Origin of the sequence: uncultured Erythrobacter sp., assembly GCF_947492365.1 — a bacterium.
Classification (GTDB): Bacteria; Pseudomonadota; Alphaproteobacteria; order Sphingomonadales; family Sphingomonadaceae; genus Erythrobacter.
Map to the genome: position 1 here is coordinate 411,076 of NZ_CANLMB010000002.1, position 14,831 is coordinate 425,906.

Annotated in this window: 12 protein-coding genes; 6 read left to right on the forward strand and 6 right to left on the reverse strand. The window is 61.4% G+C overall.

All coding sequences use genetic code 11. The features are described 5' to 3' along the window. Window positions 1-204 precede the first annotated feature (204 nt). The gene (locus Q0887_RS13285) at window positions 205-2,295 is read left to right on the forward strand and encodes a S9 family peptidase (protein ID WP_299196195.1); all 2,091 of its coding nucleotides are present in this window, start codon (window positions 205-207) and stop codon (window positions 2,293-2,295) included. Further along, window positions 2,292-2,699 (forward strand): acyl-CoA thioesterase, encoded by a 408-nt coding sequence (locus Q0887_RS13290; RefSeq protein WP_299196197.1) that lies wholly within the window; start codon window positions 2,292-2,294, stop codon window positions 2,697-2,699. The genes Q0887_RS13285 and Q0887_RS13290 overlap by 4 nt, the downstream gene beginning before the upstream one ends. On the opposite strand, the gene Q0887_RS13295 is transcribed toward Q0887_RS13290, so the two are convergent. Further along, window positions 2,696-4,432, reverse strand: a complete 1,737-nt coding sequence (locus Q0887_RS13295; RefSeq protein WP_299196199.1) for a diguanylate cyclase — start codon at window positions 4,430-4,432, stop codon at window positions 2,696-2,698. The two genes, Q0887_RS13290 and Q0887_RS13295, sit on opposite strands and share 4 nt — an antisense overlap. 267 nt (window positions 4,433-4,699) lie before the next feature. On the opposite strand from Q0887_RS13295, the gene Q0887_RS13300 reads away from it, so the two are divergent. Both Q0887_RS13300 and Q0887_RS13305 read left to right on the forward strand, forming a co-directional pair. Next, window positions 4,700-6,097 carry a porin gene (locus Q0887_RS13300; protein WP_299196201.1) on the forward strand — a complete coding sequence of 466 codons (1,398 nt, stop codon included), beginning with the start codon at window positions 4,700-4,702 and terminating at the stop codon, window positions 6,095-6,097. Between the two features lie 47 nt (window positions 6,098-6,144). Continuing rightward, window positions 6,145-7,200, forward strand: a complete 1,056-nt coding sequence (locus Q0887_RS13305) for a substrate-binding domain-containing protein (RefSeq protein ID WP_299196203.1) — start codon at window positions 6,145-6,147, stop codon at window positions 7,198-7,200. A gap of 65 nt (window positions 7,201-7,265) precedes the next feature. On the opposite strand, the gene Q0887_RS13310 is transcribed toward Q0887_RS13305, so the two are convergent. From Q0887_RS13310 to Q0887_RS13330, 5 genes are all read right to left on the reverse strand, one after another. Continuing rightward, entirely contained in the window at window positions 7,266-8,225 is a 960-nt protein-coding gene (locus Q0887_RS13310) for a sugar-transfer associated ATP-grasp domain-containing protein (RefSeq protein ID WP_299196205.1), read from the reverse strand. A gap of 2 nt (window positions 8,226-8,227) precedes the next feature. After that, window positions 8,228-9,319 (reverse strand): 7TM domain-containing protein, encoded by a 1,092-nt coding sequence (locus Q0887_RS13315; RefSeq protein WP_299196207.1) that lies wholly within the window; start codon window positions 9,317-9,319, stop codon window positions 8,228-8,230. Further along, complete coding sequence (locus tag Q0887_RS13320) at window positions 9,309-10,238, reverse strand: hypothetical protein (RefSeq protein ID WP_299196209.1); 930 nt, start codon at window positions 10,236-10,238, stop codon at window positions 9,309-9,311. Before Q0887_RS13320 ends, Q0887_RS13315 begins: the two co-directional genes overlap by 11 nt. A gap of 210 nt (window positions 10,239-10,448) precedes the next feature. Then, entirely contained in the window at window positions 10,449-12,842 is a 2,394-nt protein-coding gene (locus Q0887_RS13325) for a DNA translocase FtsK 4TM domain-containing protein (RefSeq protein WP_299196211.1), read from the reverse strand. 206 nt (window positions 12,843-13,048) lie between these two features. Next, window positions 13,049-13,585, reverse strand: a complete 537-nt coding sequence (locus Q0887_RS13330) for a thiamine phosphate synthase (protein WP_299196213.1) — start codon at window positions 13,583-13,585, stop codon at window positions 13,049-13,051. 23 nt (window positions 13,586-13,608) lie between these two features. Here Q0887_RS13330 and Q0887_RS13335 point away from each other — a divergent pair, with 23 nt between their 5' ends. After that, window positions 13,609-14,286 (forward strand): YggS family pyridoxal phosphate-dependent enzyme, encoded by a 678-nt coding sequence (locus Q0887_RS13335; RefSeq protein WP_299196215.1) that lies wholly within the window; start codon window positions 13,609-13,611, stop codon window positions 14,284-14,286. After that, on the forward strand, window positions 14,286-14,738 hold the full coding sequence (locus Q0887_RS13340; RefSeq protein ID WP_299196217.1) for a hypothetical protein: 453 nt from the start codon (window positions 14,286-14,288) through the stop codon (window positions 14,736-14,738). The genes Q0887_RS13335 and Q0887_RS13340 overlap by 1 nt, the downstream gene beginning before the upstream one ends. Window positions 14,739-14,831 lie beyond the last annotated feature (93 nt).

The window sequence follows — 14,831 nt, forward strand, 5'->3', positions numbered from 1 at the left end:
ATGCAGGCTTGCTGTGCAGGATCGAATGTCTAGAAAGCATCACATAGGCCGCTTGAAGGTGGCTTTCTACCCGTGCCTTTTACAAAGGATCCCTCCGACGTGTCGAAAACTCGCCTCACCCTACTTACATGCGCGGCTGCTCTGGCAGCGACCCTGACCAGTAGCGCTTCTGCAGATTCTCATGAGGACAATGCCAACGTGACAATGACTCCGCCTGACGCCGAGAAGCGCGAGCACACTTACACCCATCACGGGATCACGATTTCGGACCCTTATGACTGGCTCTATGACAAGTCCTATCCGGAAATTGATGATGAGGATGTGCTCGATTACGTCCGCGCGGAGAACGCCTATTTCGAGGCGCAGATGGAGCCGCAGGCGGCGCTGACCGAGACGCTGTTCACCGAGATGCGCGGGCGGATCAAGGAAGATGACAGCACTGTCCCGCAGCGTCAGGGCGATTTTCTCTACTGGTCCGAATTTGAAGAGGGCGCGCAATATCGCAAACATTACCGCCGCCCAGTGGGTGCGCCTGAAAGCGCCGAGCCGCAGTTGATCCTCGACCAGAACGAACTGGCCGAGGGGCACGAATATTTTCGTCTGGGCGCTTTGTCGGTGAGCAAGAGCGGGCGCTATCTCGCCTACTCGACCGATACGAGCGGGGCGGAGCGTTACACCGGCCGCATCCTCGATCTGGAAACCGGCGAGCATCTTGCCGATGAAATCCCCGACTTGCGCAGCGGGCTGACCTGGGTCGCGGGCGGCAGTGCGCTGGTTTACGGCCCGGCGAACGAGAACTGGCGTACGCTGGAAGCGCGCCTGCATGTGATCGGCACGCCGGTGAGCGAGGACGTGGTGCTCTATACCGAGGAAGATGAAAGCTTCTCGGTCGGCACCGGGCTCAGCGCGCAGGAAGATTACCTCATCATCGCGACCGGCGATAACGAGACGAGCGAAGTGCGCTTTGTCTCCGCCGCCGATCCGACGGGCGAGCTCACTCTGGTCAAGCCGCGCGCGCAGGGCGTCGAATATTCGGTCGACATCCGTGAGGGTGAGATGTGGGTGTGGACCAATGACGACCACATCAACTTCCGCTTGGCCAAAGCCGACCTGACGACGCCGGGCAATTGGGAGACGGTGATCGCGGGATCGGATGAGTTCTACCTCACCGATTTCGACCTTTTTGAAGGCTTCTTTGTCACCGAGGGACGCCTCAACGGCCTCGATCAGGTGCAGATCCGGCAATATGCCTCACCGCAAACAATCGCTTCAATCGAGTTTCCTGAAGAGAGCTATTCGGCGGGCCTCTCCAACAATCCCGAATATGACCAGACTGTGCTGCGGCTTTCCTATGAGAGTATGATCACGCCCGATACCGTGTTCGACTACGACGTGGCGAACGGCGCGCTCGAAACGCTCAAGACTCAGGAAATCCCGAGCGGCTATGACCAGTCGGATTACATCACGCGGCGGGTCGAAATTCAGGCGCGCGACGGGACTATGGTTCCGGTCAGCATCGTGATGCGCAAGGACCGCGCGGAGATACTGGCGGCTCAGGGGATCGAGGGGCCGGGGCCGCTCCATCTCTACGCTTATGGCGCATACGGCTATGCCGTGCCGCCGGGCTTTTCGACCACGCGTCTAAGTCTGGTGGATCGCGGTTTCGCCTATGCCATCGCGCATATTCGCGGCGGCGATGATCTTGGGCGGCGCTGGTATCTGCAAGGCAAGATGTTTGAGCGCACCAACACCTTTAACGATTTCGTCGATGCGGGCCGCGGTCTGATCGACACGGGCTTCACCGCAGAGGGCATGGTCACCGCCAGCGGCGGTTCGGCTGGCGGCGAGCTGATGGGCGCAATCGTCAATCAGGACCCTTCGCAATATGGCGCCATCGTGGCCCATGTGCCCTTCGTCGATGTGCTCAACACGATGCTCAATTCCTCGCTGCCGCTGACACCGGGCGAATGGCAGGAATGGGGCAACCCGATCGAGAGTAAGGAGGCCTTTGCCTATATCCTTTCCTACAGCCCGTATGATCAGGTGAAGGCGCAGGACTATCCCCCGATGCTGGTCACCGCTGGCCTCAACGATCCGCGCGTGACCTATTGGGAGCCTGCCAAATGGGTCGCGCTGCTGCGCGATGTGAAGACCGACGACAATCTGCTGCTCTTGAAGACCAATATGGGCGCAGGCCATGGCGGCCAGTCGGGCCGGTGGAATTCCCTGCGCGAAACGGCAGAGGAATACGCCTTTATCCTGTGGCAGATGGGGATGGCTGAGGAAGCGGAGTGAGCGAACCGCGAAAATTCACTCGCACCTTCACCGCTGACCCGGCTCATATCGATGAGCTGGGTCATGTGAACAATTCGGTCTGGGTCCAGTGGATTCAGGACTTGGCCACCGCACATTGGGACAGTGCGGCTCTACCCGAACACCGTGAGGCGTTCTTCTGGGTCGTGGTGCGGCACGAGATTGATTATCGCGGGAACATTGCGGCGGGTGAGAGCGCGCTGGGCACAACGTGGATCGACGGTGAGCCTCGCGGGGCGAAGTCGGTCCGCGCGGTCGAGTTCACAGACGCCTCGGGCAAGAAGCTCGTCTCAGCGCGCACCACATGGGCGATCATGGACCGGCAAAGCGGACGGCTGGCGCGGGTGCGACCCGAAGTGCTCGCCAATTTCCGCGTCGAAACTTAGGCGGCGAGTTCGCTCACGGGACCGGGCTTGGGGCGAGATTTTGGCGCCTTGTTGAACAGTTTGAGCCGCTCGAAACACATGCGGTCGCGTCCCGATTCCTTGGCCTGATACAGCAGCGCATCGGCGCGCGCATACATCTCGTCCAAATTCATCAGCTCTTTTGACGCGCTCGGCAATTCGATCACGCCCATGCTCGCCGTGACCGGGAAGTCGATCGCGACTATCTCGGTCGAAATCCGCATCGCCACCATCTGGCGCAAGGCCTCAAGCCGTTCGATCGTCCGCTTGCCGCGCATCAGCACCACAAATTCCTCTCCGCCCAGCCGGATCGCGATTGTGTCGCGGCCATCGCCGCCGCGCAGCGCCTCGGCACAAGCGATCAGCGCGCGGTCGCCGATCTGGTGGCCATAGCGGTCATTGACGCTCTTGAACCGGTCGAGATCGACCAGTGCGAATGTGTCGAAGCCTTCTGCCCGCAACGTGGCAAAGCGGGTTTCGACCGCGCGGCGGTTCATCAATCCGGTCAGCGGGTCGCGCTCGGACAGCTGTTCGAGCATCCGCGCCTCGGTCCGCGCGGCATCGCGTTCGCGCCGAAGGGCAAAGAAGCGGTCGGCAATCGCAAGGCTCATGATCACCACTTCGATACCGATGGCGATATAGATCAGCTGGTCGAGGCTCGATGGGCCAGTATAGGCGCCGACGCCGCGCAGGAATCTCTCAGTTCCGGCGAGAATGAGTGGCATCCAGGCCAGCGCGATAATGCGCGCCGAGCGGCTGCCGCGCCAGATCGCCTCGGCAATCGCGGCGGTGATAACCACCAGCGCCGGAATGAAGGTGAAGAAATAGAGCTGGTCATCGAAAGCCTGCGTTGGGTGCAATTGCAGCGAAAAGAAGCCCGGCATGACTATGGTCCATATGCCGGTTGCTAGCGTCACGCGTCGCATAAACGGTGATTGGGCGTCCTTTTCGAGGAAATCGGCAAGAAACAGCGCTGATATTCCGCAGCCGAGCGCCCAGGTCAGCGCGCCGGCAACGGATATGAAGGCTACCGGCAGGGTGGCGATCACTGAAATCAGCCCTCCTGCAAAGAAGACATAGGCGATCATCGAGGCGACCATCGCCGCGTGGACCAGCACGGACCTCTCGCGCAGCACCACGAAATAGGACAGATCAAACGCCAGAGGCAGGATCAGCATCCCGATCACCAAAGCGAGCAACATCATCTCGAGCTGGGACCAATTGGCATATTCAACCTGATGGATCAGACGTGCCTCGGTTAAGAGCGGAAGAGAATGCGGCAGATCGACCCGCATCAAGACAGCGCGGGTGCTTGTCGTGATCTCGGGCAAGGCAAGCTGGAACACCGGACCGGCAGCAAGAGGCTGACCGTCTTTTTCGAGATAGCGCACGCTGCGCATTGTCCCGTCATCGTCGAGCGCGGCAAAGCTGATCGACTGGTGCCGGGCAATGCGGGTGAAGAAATGGCGCGGCAGCTCGCCGCTTTCCCATGCCGAGCGGTCAAACCACAGCCAGGCCGAGGGCTGATCGGCGCGCCAATCACTGTTGTCGCAGATCCACCGTGTCCGGTCCGCCATCTGCTCGAAACTGACATCAGAGCCGGTTGCGGCGTGGCATTCGGGAGCAATGCTTGCGTCCTTTGGGGCCTGCGCATGCAGAGTGCCCGGCGTTAGCCACAGGGCCAGCACCGCCACCATCTGGGCGAAAAGAGTCAAGAAGCGCGAAGCTTGCATGGAGGCGCAAATAGCAAGCAAGCCGTTACGAAGCGTTTAAGTGGTTGGCTCCGAAACGGTCAGAAAACATCAATTTTGCCGGATCTTTAACCCAAGTTAACCGAGCCGCGAAACCATGGCGCAATATCTCGGGCCATTGGCGCAGCCAGCAGGCTAGCCGCATTGTGGAAAAATAGCGGGTCAGCTTGTCACATATGGGTCATATAGCCGCCATAGACGCGGCGCATCTCAAACCATTCAGAGATTGCAATGAACCCGAAAATTTCCCGATTGGCACTCGTCGCTGCACTTGCTGCCGTATCCAGCCCGCTTGCTGCGCAGGACACCGATGTCCTGCGCGAAGAACTGGCGCAGATGCGCGCCCAGATGGAGGCGATGGCAGAGCGGGTCGACGCGCTCGAATCCGAATTGGACGAGGCTGAAGCCGAAGCCAGCGCAGCCAATGCCCGCGCAGAGGCTGCAATGGCCGCCGCAGAAACCGCGCAGGTCGCGGCTGCGGGCGCAAACGAAGCGGCGGAGGCCCAAAGCGGCCCCGACATTGCATTTAAAGGCGCCCCGCAAATCAGCACCGACAATGGCTGGAGCTTCAAGCCGCGCGGGCGCTTGCAATATGATGCCGGCACGATCAGCGCGCCTGACGGCACCGGTATCGAAGATGGTTTCGGCAGCGAAGCGCGCCGCGCACGGCTCGGCGTGTCGGGCGATATGCCAGGCGGTGTGGGCTACAAATTCGAAGTCGATTTTGCTGGCAACGACGTTTCGGTCACCGACGCGATCCTGACCTACGAGACCGGCGATGCCGAGTTTATCGTCGGCCAGTTCAACACTTTCCAGTCACTCGAAGAGCTGACCAGCAGCCTGCACACCAGCTTCATCGAACGTGCGGCCTTCACCGATGCCTTCGGGTTTGAACGCCGCGTGGGCGTGGGTGTGACCTATGGCAGCGGCGATCTTCTGCTTCAGGCGGGTGCGTTTTCCGACAATATGGAAGACCTCTCGAACAAGAACTGGAGCCTCGACGGACGCGTTGTCTTCATGCCGCAGATCGGTGATGCGCAGCTGCATCTGGGCGGCTCGATCCACTATGCTGACCTCGAAGCGGGCAGCCAGGTGCGTTACCGCCAGCGTCCGCTCGTGCATTTCACTTCGGATCGCCTGGTCAGCACCGGCCGCTTCGATGCCTCGTCCGAATTCGGCCTTGGCGTTGAAGCTGCTTTCATCTCCGGCCCGTTCCACGCCGCCGCTGAGGGCTATTGGCAGAACGTCAATGACCCGTTTGGCGGACCCGACGCAGGCTTCTTTGGCGGTTATGCCGAGATCGGCTACTTCCTCACCGCAGGCGATACGCGCGGTTATAAGGGCGGAAAATTCGACCGGACCAAGCCTGAAAATCCCGTCGGCGAAGGCGGATCGGGTTCGGTGCAGGTCAATCTGCGCTATGACCGGCTCGACCTCAATGACGGGTTGATCATTGGCGGAACGCAGGACGGGTATTTTGCCTCGATCGTGTGGAAGCCGACCGACTACACCATGCTGCTCGCCAATTATGGCAGGCTTGAATATTCCGATGCGGTCTTTGCGACTGCGGGCGGCCTGCGTGATTACGGCGTCGACATCTTCGCGATCCGCGCCCAGATCGACTTCTAAAGCGACACGAAACGAACAATCAGATCCAGAATTCAAGGATAAAGATGATGAAACTGAAAACCACTTTTGCCCTCGCCATCACGGCGGCGCTCACTCTTTCCGCGTGTGACAGCGGCGCGGGCGGCGGAACGCGCGAATCTATCCGCGCGGTCGGCTCCTCGACTGTCTATCCTTTCGCCAAGCAGGTCGCTGAAGACTTTGCGCGCAATGGCGGCGTCGCCTCGCCGCTGATCGAATCGACCGGCACTGGCGGCGGCATGCAGCTGTTCTGCCAGGGCGTCGGCCCGCAGACGCCTGATATGGCCAATGCGTCGCGCCGCATGAAAGTCTCCGAATTCGACACCTGTCAGGAAAACAACGTCACCGACATCATTGAACTGCAAGTTGGCCTCGACGGGATCGCCTTTGCGTCGGCGCAGGACGGCATCATGCTCAACCTGACCCCGCAGATCGTTTACGAAGCGCTCGCCGCCAACCCTTACGGTGAAGAACAGACCGCGCAGACCTGGGCCGATGTCGATCCGTCGCTGCCGGCTGAACCGATCCTCGTTTACGGCCCGCCCAGCACCTCGGGCACCCGCGACGCTCTGAAGGAACTGATCCTCGAAGTCGGCTGCGACAGCAATCCGGCCATGGAAGCGCTCAAGGAAGAAGACGAAGATCGCCACCAACAGGTCTGCACCGAGGTGCGTTCTGACGGCGCCTATGTTGATCAGGGCGAGCAGGACAATCTGATCGTGCAGAAGATCGAAGGCAATTCGCTCGCAGTTGGCGTGTTCGGCTTCTCCTATCTCGAAGAGAATGCCGACAAGGTTCAGGGCCTGCCGATGAACGGCGTCGACCCGACCTATGCCAACATTTCGGACTTCTCCTACCCCGGTGCGCGTCCGCTTTACGTCTATGTGAAGAAGAGCCATTTCAGCCTGCCGATCGGTCTCGACGGCTATCTGCAACAATGGGTGAGCAGCTGGGGCGTTGGCGGTCCGCTGGCCGGTATCGGCATGGTTGCCTCTCCGCCGGAAACGATGGCGATGAACGAGCAGCGCGTGAACGAGCAGATCACGATGACCCGCGCTGATCTGACCGGTGAAACGGCTGAATAAGCCACGCTTCAAACCGACCCATTCAAGATGCCGGGCGCTCCCAAGAGCGTCCGGCATTTTTGTGCCTACTTAAACGTCTCGCCCACCGCCGCCATCTGCGCCTTCAGGCCCAGCTGGCAGATGTTCTGGATTTCGATCCCAGGGTGCGCATTCACCTCGATAATCAGCGGCCCGTCATTCTTGTCGAGCACGATGTCCGACCCTGAATAGCCCAGCCCGATGGCAGGCCCGCATTTGCTCGCCAGTTCGAGCACGCGGTCCCATCCCGGCACCTGATAGCCGATCAGTTTGACGCCGGTATCGGGGTGGTGCGTGATCGGCTCTCCTTTGACGAGCGCGCGGGTGATCCGGCCTGTTTCCAGCGAGACGCCCGCTCCGATGGCGCGCTGGTGCAGGTTCGCTTTGCCGTCAGACTCGTTGGTCGGCAGCCGTAGCATCGCCATCAGCGGCTCGTCATGCAGGCAGATGACGCGCAGATCGGGGAGGCCTTCTGGGACGAGATCGGCAAGGCTCGGGTCGGCGATAATCAACGGCTCGATCAGCGCCGCGTCCTCGCTCGCCGTGTCGCCGGAAAAGCCGCCATCGACGACCTTTTGGATGTGGTGCATCACATCGGTCTCGGTCATCGCGACGCCAGAGCCTCTGTACCAGATGTCGCCTTCGCGCCGCACGGCCAGCAGAATGCCGTCGCCTTGCGAGCCGCGTGCGGGCTTGATCGCCCAGGCATCGGGCATGTCGCGGGTCGGCTTGAATTCCATGAGCGATTGATTGCTGTCGATCACCGCGACGGTGCCGGTGCAGGCAATCCCTGCCGCTTCGAGTGCGACCTTGGCTGCGACCTTGTCGCGCGCGCGCTCAATGGCGGAGCGCGGATTGTATTTGGCGATCAGCGCGTTGCGCATATTGATCCCGAGAATTTCGTCGATCGGACTGCCCCCATTTGCGCTGAGCGCGCGCGGGCGCATCCGGTCAATCGGACTAAGCGGTGCCTTCTTGCGGCGGAACTGGGAGAACATCTCGAACATACTCAAACGTCCTCTACCGATTTGATTATCCAGGCATTGTGCTTCTTGGGCCGCGCAGGCGCTCCGCTGGAGTCTGCGCCAGACGCGCCAAGGCGAGGCTCGAACTGAGCCTCGCTATTGGGTTTGACTGGTTCTTCTTTGGGCCTTGGTTGCGGGACTTGTCGCCGCGCAAAGGGTTCCAGATCTTTTGGCGACTGGATGACCCACATTCCTTCGAGGGGCGGCGCGCGTTCCTTCGCTTCCTCGGGCGTGGGCGGTCGCAAGTCGAATTCGAGCTGATCGGGATCGCTGACCTGCCGCGCGGCCCTTCGCCGCTCGAGCCAGATCGGGGCAAAACGCCAGATTTCGCTGACGCGCAGCCCGCGATACCGGCCAAGGATCGCGATGGCGATACCGGTCGCCGCCGGCATCAGCAGCGGTGAGGTTTCGATAAGAAGCAGCGCAAAGTTCGAAACCATGACAAACTGGATCACGACCGAAATCGCGAATGTGCTGAACGCCTGAAACGCCGCTTCGCGCGCGCCGTCCTTTTCCCATTGGCGCCACCAGCGCTCAACCACCAGCGCACAGACAATGACCGGGAAGGCGTCAACCTGAAGCTGGGTATCGAGGATGATCTGGAGCGCGACAAGAACGAGCACAATCAGCGAAATCAGCACGCCGAGAAAGCCGACGCGGGTCATGCGCAGTTTGAGCAAAGTCGGCGTCACGACCATGCCCACCAGCACGGACGAAACCAGCACGACCGGACCCATCACAGGACCGATCTGCAAGAAGGCGAGCGCGATGAGCATGGGGGTGAACAGGCCGAACGCCTTCACCCCGATAAAGCTACGGGCCAGCACCACGAGGAACGCGCCCAGCGGCAGCACCATCAGCAGGTTGGAAGGTTTTAGGCCCCAAATGGCCTGCGAGGTTGCCTGATCGCCAAAGGACGACGGCATCGCAACAAAGCTTTCAGTATTGGCGAGGCCAAGCGCCACCAACACGGCGAGGGCAAAGCCCACGCCGAGGCCAATATAGAGCGGACGTCTGACCTGGGGCGTTGTGCGCCCCCAGACCCGCTTTATGTTTGAAATCAGCTTAGAATACATACCCGACGCTCAGCGTGAGGCGATAACCTTCGCGCTCACGGAACTGTTCGTTGCTGTCGGAAAGGATGTATTTCGCCTCGGCCTCCACGCGCCAATTGCCCGGCCACCACAGCAGCTCGACTTCGGGCACGACCAGCTGGTCGTTGCGGCGCTCACCAGCGGGGGTGAAGCGATCGTCGAACTCGGTGTTGAGGAATTCGATCGCAGGCCGGACGCGCAGATCGGGAGTGATCGGGCGGGTGTAGGACACTTTGGCCGATTGCCGCTCGAAACCGCGCCCGGGATCATCGGAGCTGATCTCTTCGGCGCGCAGGTCGAAGGTCAGGTAGTGATAACGATCAAACCGGCGGCGATATTGCAGATCGACGCGTGCGCCGTCGCCCTTGGTTTCGGGTCCGGCGGTGCTGCCATACTCACGCTCGCGCCAGGTGGCACGGGCGCGGAGCCGATGCTCGCGGACCGGCTCGTAAGTGATCGCTGCAGAGGCCTGATACTCGTCAGTATCGGAGGATTCTGCGGTCACGTAATCGTCGTAATGACGCGCGCGTAGCTCCAATTCCCAATCATTATCAAGTTCTTGCTGGAACAGGACGGTGAAGCGGTCGCGCTGGCTGTTGCTGCGGTCTTCCTCGGGGCGGAAGACCTCGATCCGGTCGGCTTCGACGCGGAAACGGGTGTCCTCATCCTCGAAATCGAGCCCGATCTGGGCGCGCAAAGTGAAGGCGTCACCGTCGATAACCAGCTGCTCGTCGCGGGTGGTGCTCTCGGCGCTGACTGCGCCCAGCTCGATCCGCGCATCGGGGTCGAGCTGCCAGCCAGTCTCCTGCGCCGAGGTGGTTTGAGGGGTCACGGCGAGCAGCGCTGCGCCGAGAATTCCGAACAGGCCTGCCAGCCCCCGTTGCAAGGGCCCCCGTTCCAAGGCTTTATTCTTTGTCATATCCGCACGAATACGTGCAGGACGTTTAGAAAATCCTAACCCTAAAACTAAACCAGAAAAATGGTCGAATAATAGGGGCTTGCGGTCAATCTCGCACCGCGGACTGGTCCTTCTTAACCAAGATAGCTTAACAGATTTATCACGGCTTTCGGGCGAGGCCGAAAGCGCGGCGTCGTGACGTCAGATTTCGCCTTAGAGCGGGTTGCCGTCCTGGTCGCGGAAGATCTCGCGCCGCCCGACATGGTTTGCAGGGCCAACCAGCCCTTCGCTCTCCATCCGCTCGATCCATTTGGCGGCGGTGTTGTAGCCCACGCCCATCTGGCGCTGGAGCCAGCTACCGGAGGCCTTCTGGTTCTCGATCACGATCTGGCACGCCTGGCGGTATTTGCGCTCTTCGGGGCTGTCGGAGGCGGTGAGATCGTCCTCGAACGACATTCCGCCGCCGTCTTCGGGCTCTTCGGTGACCGCATCGACATATTCGGGCGAGCCTTGCGCGCGCCAGAAATCGGCCACCGCTTCAACCTCTTCGTCGCTCACAAACGGCCCGTGAACGCGCACGGTCGCGCCGGTATTGGGCTTGTAGAGCATGTCGCCCTTGCCCAGCAGCTGCTCCGCGCCCTGCTCGCCCAGAATGGTGCGGCTGTCGATCCGGCTGGTGACCTTGAAGCTGATCCGCGTGGGCAGGTTCGCCTTGATCACGCCGGTGATGACATCGACCGAGGGGCGCTGGGTGGCCATGATGAGGTGGATACCGGCGGCGCGTGATTTCTGGCTAAGCCGCTGAATCAAAACTTCGATTTCCTTGCCCACTGTCACCATCAAATCGGCAAGCTCGTCCACGATCAGCACGATCTGGGGCAGCGGCTCGTAATCGAGCTGTTCTTCTTCATAGAGCTGCTCACCCGTTTCGGGGTCAAAGCCGGTCTGCACACGCCGTCCGAGCGGCTTGCCCTTGGCAATCGCAGCGCGCACTTTCTCGTTGAAGCTGTTGATATTACGCGAATTTACCGAAGACATCATGCGGTAGCGCCGCTCCATCTCCTCGACTGCCCATTTGAGCGCGCGCACGCTCTTGTGCGGTTCGGTGACAACGGGAGAGAGCAGGTGCGGAATGTCGTCGTAAGACTTCAGTTCGAGCACTTTGGGGTCGATCAGGATCAACCGGCATTCGGCGGGGGTGAAGTGGTAGAGCAGGCTTAAGAGAATACAGTTCAGCCCGACCGATTTGCCCGAACCGGTCGTGCCAGCGACCAGCAGGTGAGGCATGGCCGCTAGGTCCGCGATAATCGGCTCGCCCGCAATGTCTTTTCCGAGGATTATCGGGAGGTTACCCTTCGCCTCGGCAAAATCGGCGCTGGCGGCGAGCTCCTTGAGCATCACCACTTGCCGGTCAGCATTGGGCAGCTCGATCCCCATCACCGTCTTGCCCGGAATGGGCGAGACGCGCGCGCTGATTGCGCTCATATTGCGGGCGATATCTTCAGCCAGACCGACCACGCGGCTGGCCTTGATCCCCGGCGCAGGCTCCAGCTCGTACATCGTCACCACAGGGCCGGTGCGCACCGCGGTGATCTCGCCCTTCACGTTGAAATCGTCGAGCACGTTTTCGAGCAGCCGCGCATTGCGCTCGAGCGCGAGTTTATCGAGCTTGGGCGCGTTATCCTCAGGCGGATCGGCGAGCAGTTCGAGGCTCGGCAGGTCGAAGGTCGCGAACATGTCGCGCTGGTTTTTCTTCGCCGGTTGAGCGCGTTTGGGCGGGGCGGAGGGGTCGGTGATCTCGGGCGCGCGGCGGGGCGCGGGTTCTTCGACCTTGGTCTTGGCCGCGCGGCGGGTCTTGCTCGCGGGCGCAGCGACGGGATCATCGTCGATCAAGGTAAGCCCGCCGTCGCCATTGCCGAAGGGCAGGCGTGAGAGGATCGCGCCGCCAATGGCGCTGTTGCGGATGAAATTGGGCAAAGTCAGCAGCACGCGCCAATCGATTGCGAAAACGCGGGTCGCCAGAGCGGTGCCTGCGCCGAGGGTGAGCAATGCGGCGGCAAGGATAATCCACCCCGCTGCGCCTCCGCCAATCCGGTTTGCGACGGCCTCGATTGCGGTGCCGCCCAGCAGGCCCGACACCCCGCCAAGCTGCGCAGGAAGCGAGCCCCCGCTGCTGTCAAAGGCGAGCGACAAAACCGTTCCAAAACAGACAATTGCGATCAGGAGCAGGCCGGTCGGGAGCCACCATCTGGTGCGCTCTTCCTCGCTGCCCGCATCGTCCAGCTCGACCGCGCGCCACAATTTGCGCGCCGAAATATAGAGCAGCGGGAGCAGCAGCACGCCCGGCAAGCCGAACAGGAATAGCACCCGGTCAGACGCCCATGCGCCCCAACTGCCCATCCAGTTCGCCACTTGCGCGGGGTCCGCTGCGGTCGAGGGGCTAGGGTCGGTCTGGGTGTAGCTTGCCAAAGCCAGTCCGAGGAAAATTGTTGCCAAAAGCAGCACGCCCGCGCCGGTCATCTGCGCGGCGCGGCGGATCGATCGGCGCAGGCCGATGCGCCAGTCAGCGGGAGAGGTTTTGCGTGTGCTCATTGCGCGGGTCGCCATTCGGCTGCTCCCCAAAAGGGTCAGGTGTAGTGTGTCAGGAACACACCATGAATCTTCGCGGGACTCCGGTCAAGCAAAGAGGTTGTTAGCTGCGCCTCAAGCGCCGGCGTTCGCGTCCGCTCACTTGGCTATCCTCGCTCACGCGACCTGAAGGTCGCATCGCTGCGGGCGGGCGGTCGCCCTTGCGGCCCTGCGGGCCGTTTCGACTAGCTTAACCCGTCAATTGCGGCCCAGCGGTCCCATCCCAGAGCATCGGCGCGCGTCTGGGTCATGCCGCCAAGCGCGATCACCGGAGCCTGCGCATGGCTTGCGAGGGCGCGGAAACGGGTCGGACCAAGCGCTTTACCGCCCGGATGCGATTTTGTACCAAAAACGGGTGATATTAGCATTGCGTCACAACCAAATCGGTTCGCTTCGCCGACTTCACGCAAGTCATGCGCCGTTGCCAGATGCAGCAAATCCCCGCGTGTCGGCCACAAAGCGCGCGGCGCGCCGTAAACTCCGTCAGCGCCCCACTCGGTCGCGGTGAGCGCGCTATCTGCGAGGATCACGATATGATCGCAGGCCCGCGCCACCCGCTTAAGCGCCTGAAAACGCTCCAAACGCTGCGGGTCGCCGAGGTGGTAATGGCGGTAGATAAACCCGCTCCCGCGCGGCAGGCGGCGCAGGCTTTGCTCCAGCACCGCATCATTGCGCGCATCGGAGATCAGCCAGAGATAAGGAAGGGGCGTTGAACTTGGCACGCAGGCGCTATAGCGGGTGCGCCATGGAAAGTGCAGCCACCAGACTAGAGAATGTCCGCGCAAATATCGCGCGCATGTGCAAGCCCGCGCGGCGCAAGCCCGAAGACGTGACCCTTATTGCGGTGAGCAAGACGCATCCGGTCGAGGCGATCGAGCCGCTGCTCGAAGCCGGACACCGCGTCTTTGGCGAGAACCGCGTGCAGGAGGCGCAGGCCAAATGGCCCGAATTGCGCGAGCGCTATGCAGACACCGAGCTGCACCTGATCGGACAGCTGCAATCGAACAAAGCCGATGAGGCGGTGGCGCTGTTCGACGTGATCCACTCGCTCGACCGCGAAAGCCTGCTGAAAGCGCTCGCCAAGGCGATGGACAAGGCGGGCAAGCGCGTGCCGTGCTTTGTGCAGGTCAATATTGGCGATGAAGAGCAAAAGGGCGGGTGCCCGATTGCGCAAGTTCCCGAATTTCTCGCCAAAGTGCGCGATGCGGGCGTGCCGCTCGCCGGGCTGATGTGCCTGCCGCCTGCCGATACCGAACCTGCGCCTTTCTTTGCGCTGATGGCGAAGCTGGCGAAGGATAATGGCGTTGAAGGCCTCGGCATGGGCCTAAGCATGGGCATGAGTGGTGACTACGAGACCGCTGTCCAATTGGGCGCCACCCATGTGCGGGTTGGCACCGCTCTGTTCGGAGCGCGCGGCGGGTAGTGACTGCTTGCGTGGACTTTGAAGAGGCTTGGGTCGAACGCCTCGCGGGCGGCGCGCAAGTGCTCTTTCGCTGCGGCACCCCCGATCCCGATGCGATGATCCACACCGCCATTGCCGATGCTTTTGCGGTGTCACTCGGCTTGAAGCCCATCGGGTTCAACTGGGAATTGCTCGACGCAGCTGCGCCTGCGGGTGAACCGCGCTCGGCAATGGGCGAGATCACGAATGCGCTGAGCCACGATATCGGCAATCCGAACAAGGATTGGCTCGATCCCGAGGTCGCGCGACAATGCGCCAGCGACTTTCTAGGCCTGTTAGAGAAGGGTGCTTGCACAATCACTTCCAACCGCTTTGACGGCTTGTGGAATCCGATTGCGGGCAACGCGGTTGAATGGGGCTTTGTCGGCTTCGATCAGCGGCGGATTGCGCTGCTTTTGCTGGCGCAGGACTGACCCTCCGGCATTTTCCTACATCGGCTCCTCGCGCTAGGAGGTAACACGCGGATTCAGAAGATCCGCGGGCTGGAAAAGCGAAAGGTGACACTC

Bases quoted from the DNA above. Each gene is read 5' to 3' on its own strand.
- Q0887_RS13285 (WP_299196195.1), top strand. From the start codon at position 205: ATGACTCCGCCTGACGCCGAGAAGCGCGAGCACACTTACACCCATCAC.
- Q0887_RS13310 (WP_299196205.1), bottom strand. From the start codon at position 8,225: ATGTTCGAGATGTTCTCCCAGTTCCGCCGCAAGAAGGCACCGCTTAGT.
- Q0887_RS13300 (WP_299196201.1), top strand. From the start codon at position 4,700: ATGAACCCGAAAATTTCCCGATTGGCACTCGTCGCTGCACTTGCTGCC.
- Q0887_RS13325 (WP_299196211.1), bottom strand. From the start codon at position 12,842: ATGGCGACCCGCGCAATGAGCACACGCAAAACCTCTCCCGCTGACTGG.
- Q0887_RS13335 (WP_299196215.1), top strand. From the start codon at position 13,609: ATGGAAAGTGCAGCCACCAGACTAGAGAATGTCCGCGCAAATATCGCG.
- Q0887_RS13305 (WP_299196203.1), top strand. From the start codon at position 6,145: ATGAAACTGAAAACCACTTTTGCCCTCGCCATCACGGCGGCGCTCACT.
- Q0887_RS13315 (WP_299196207.1), bottom strand. From the start codon at position 9,319: ATGTATTCTAAGCTGATTTCAAACATAAAGCGGGTCTGGGGGCGCACA.